The 1900-nt window shown below is 38.5% G+C and carries 1 protein-coding gene; it reads right to left on the reverse strand.

What is annotated here, in order from left to right:
• Nucleotides 1–17 precede the first annotated feature (17 nt).
• On the reverse strand, nt 18–1811 hold the full coding sequence (locus tag MXE38_RS12190; protein WP_246915470.1) for a transposase: 1794 nt from the start codon (nt 1809–1811) through the stop codon (nt 18–20).
• Between the last annotated feature and the right edge of the window lie 89 nt (nt 1812–1900).

The following is a 1900-nucleotide window of genomic DNA, read 5'->3' on the forward strand; positions in this document are numbered from 1 at the left end:
TTAGAAATTCCGAGATTTTAATACGTATATGGCATATCAAAAATACCACGGCAACCGCAGGCAATGGCAATTTCTCGTTGCTTTTCAACCACCTCTCTGGTTATTAGAGCGCCATTAGACTTGCGTCTTGTATAAGCTACACTATCTAAGCCGTTGATAACATCATCAATATCAAATGTATGCTTTGCAAGCTCAACACGTGTTTTACCGCTTTTCAAAACTTTCATTTGATCAGTTGCTAATCTTTGCTTGAGCTCCTCCAAGATTGATAGTTCGATGAAGTTTACGAAACACTTTCCCTCCATAGTTCTATCATTATGAGTTCTCTGAACATTCATGTTGCAATCTGACTTTCCTGTTCGGAATATACGCTCAATATCTCGCCTGAATCCGTAAAACTCATAGCACTCTTGTGCGGAACATCTCCAAGTCGTAACATCAACAAAGATGCCGAAATTCTTAACTGCATCATCTATAGCTTTTTTATCACGAATCAGCTTAGGCACACAACTACCATCACCATCGTCAACTATAAAGTACTTCATGATACTTTCTTTTCTGAGACGCTTGGTTAGTTTTCCTTTGCTAATCCATAGATTCTCAAACTTATTAAGCTCAGAGTAGAAGCGCTCTAGTTGATATGATGCAGTTCGCTCAGACTTAAATACATGTACGTAAACAGCAAACAGAGTACCATTTACCTTTATTCGTCGCTCAATAGTAAGTCCTAGACAAGATCCATCTTTTAGAGCATATGCATGGTTGCCAGTTCCTTTCTTTGCATCGACAAACTTTGTACGAACTCTGTCTATAGATTCTGCAATCCAGCCAATATTAATCTTTGCTGCGAAAATACACTTAACTTTAGCTTTGTAAGCTATCAGCAGGTTCTCTTCTGAAAAGTAACCTCGATCAAGTGATGCTGCACACTCAGGGATGTTGACATTGTACTCATCAAAAGAAGTCAACAGTTCTAATACAGTCTGACAATCATTTATATTTCCTGGCAAAACCCTGTAGAGAATTGGCTGATGAGTCGTTGTATTGAAAGTTACAGCTAAGTTAATCTGGCTTTCAATTTGACCTCGCTTGTTTTTGCCTATCTTTGCTTTTGCAGAGTTTGAGCAGCCACATGCTATTGTTGTACTATCTACACTGAGCAACAGCTTAGCTTGCTTGTTTCTGGCTATACGACAGGCTGTATATCTGTGAACATTTTCAAGATTTGTTCCGATCTGCTCGTAGAGATTGCTAAGATCTCTACCATCTTTAAGATCAATACTTTCTGGTAAAAGCCTATTTCTAGCCCAATGCTCAAAAGCTCTTGCAGAGTTATCTCCTGTACAAATATGAAACGCAGCTATTGTGAATATTGCATCAGCAGCAGCGTTACCGAACGATGCTTGTAGATCCTCAATAATATTGAGTTCAAGAGCAATTCTGTGCAAGATAGGAACACAACTGACAGGAACATCTACAGTTTCCGCAATCAATAGTTGTTTTAGCTCATCATCACTAAGACTTTTGAATGCTTCTGGTACACCAAGAGTAGAAACATGAGGTATCAATGGAACTCGTCTTGGCTTTCCTCCTTTTTGGAACTTTAAGCGGTATTCATCTCTAGAATAAAACACACCATCAACGACACGACCTAAGTATTCACGTGACGCATCTTTGCCTCGGCCAATTGTTGGGTCATAGATTGTTTTTCTGCGGATAACTATTAAAGCCTCTCCATTTCGTTGGATTGTAGCTCCTTCAGGAAAGTTTTTGATGCTTGAGTAATCCCAATTTGAGGTTCTTTTATTCATATCAACTATACGTATCATTATGGTACGTATATTGTACCGCATTTATAAGTGGTTTACAGTATATACGTATTAGAATCTTGGAATTTCTA

The sequence above is a fragment of the Anaerobiospirillum sp. NML120448 genome (genome assembly GCF_023050945.1).
In the GTDB taxonomy this organism is placed as follows: Bacteria; Pseudomonadota; Gammaproteobacteria; order Enterobacterales; family Succinivibrionaceae; genus Anaerobiospirillum.

Excerpts from the sequence above, each read along its gene's own strand:
- MXE38_RS12190 (WP_246915470.1), bottom strand. The coding sequence starts at position 1,811 with ATGAATAAAAGAACCTCAAATTGGGATTACTCAAGCATCAAAAACTTT.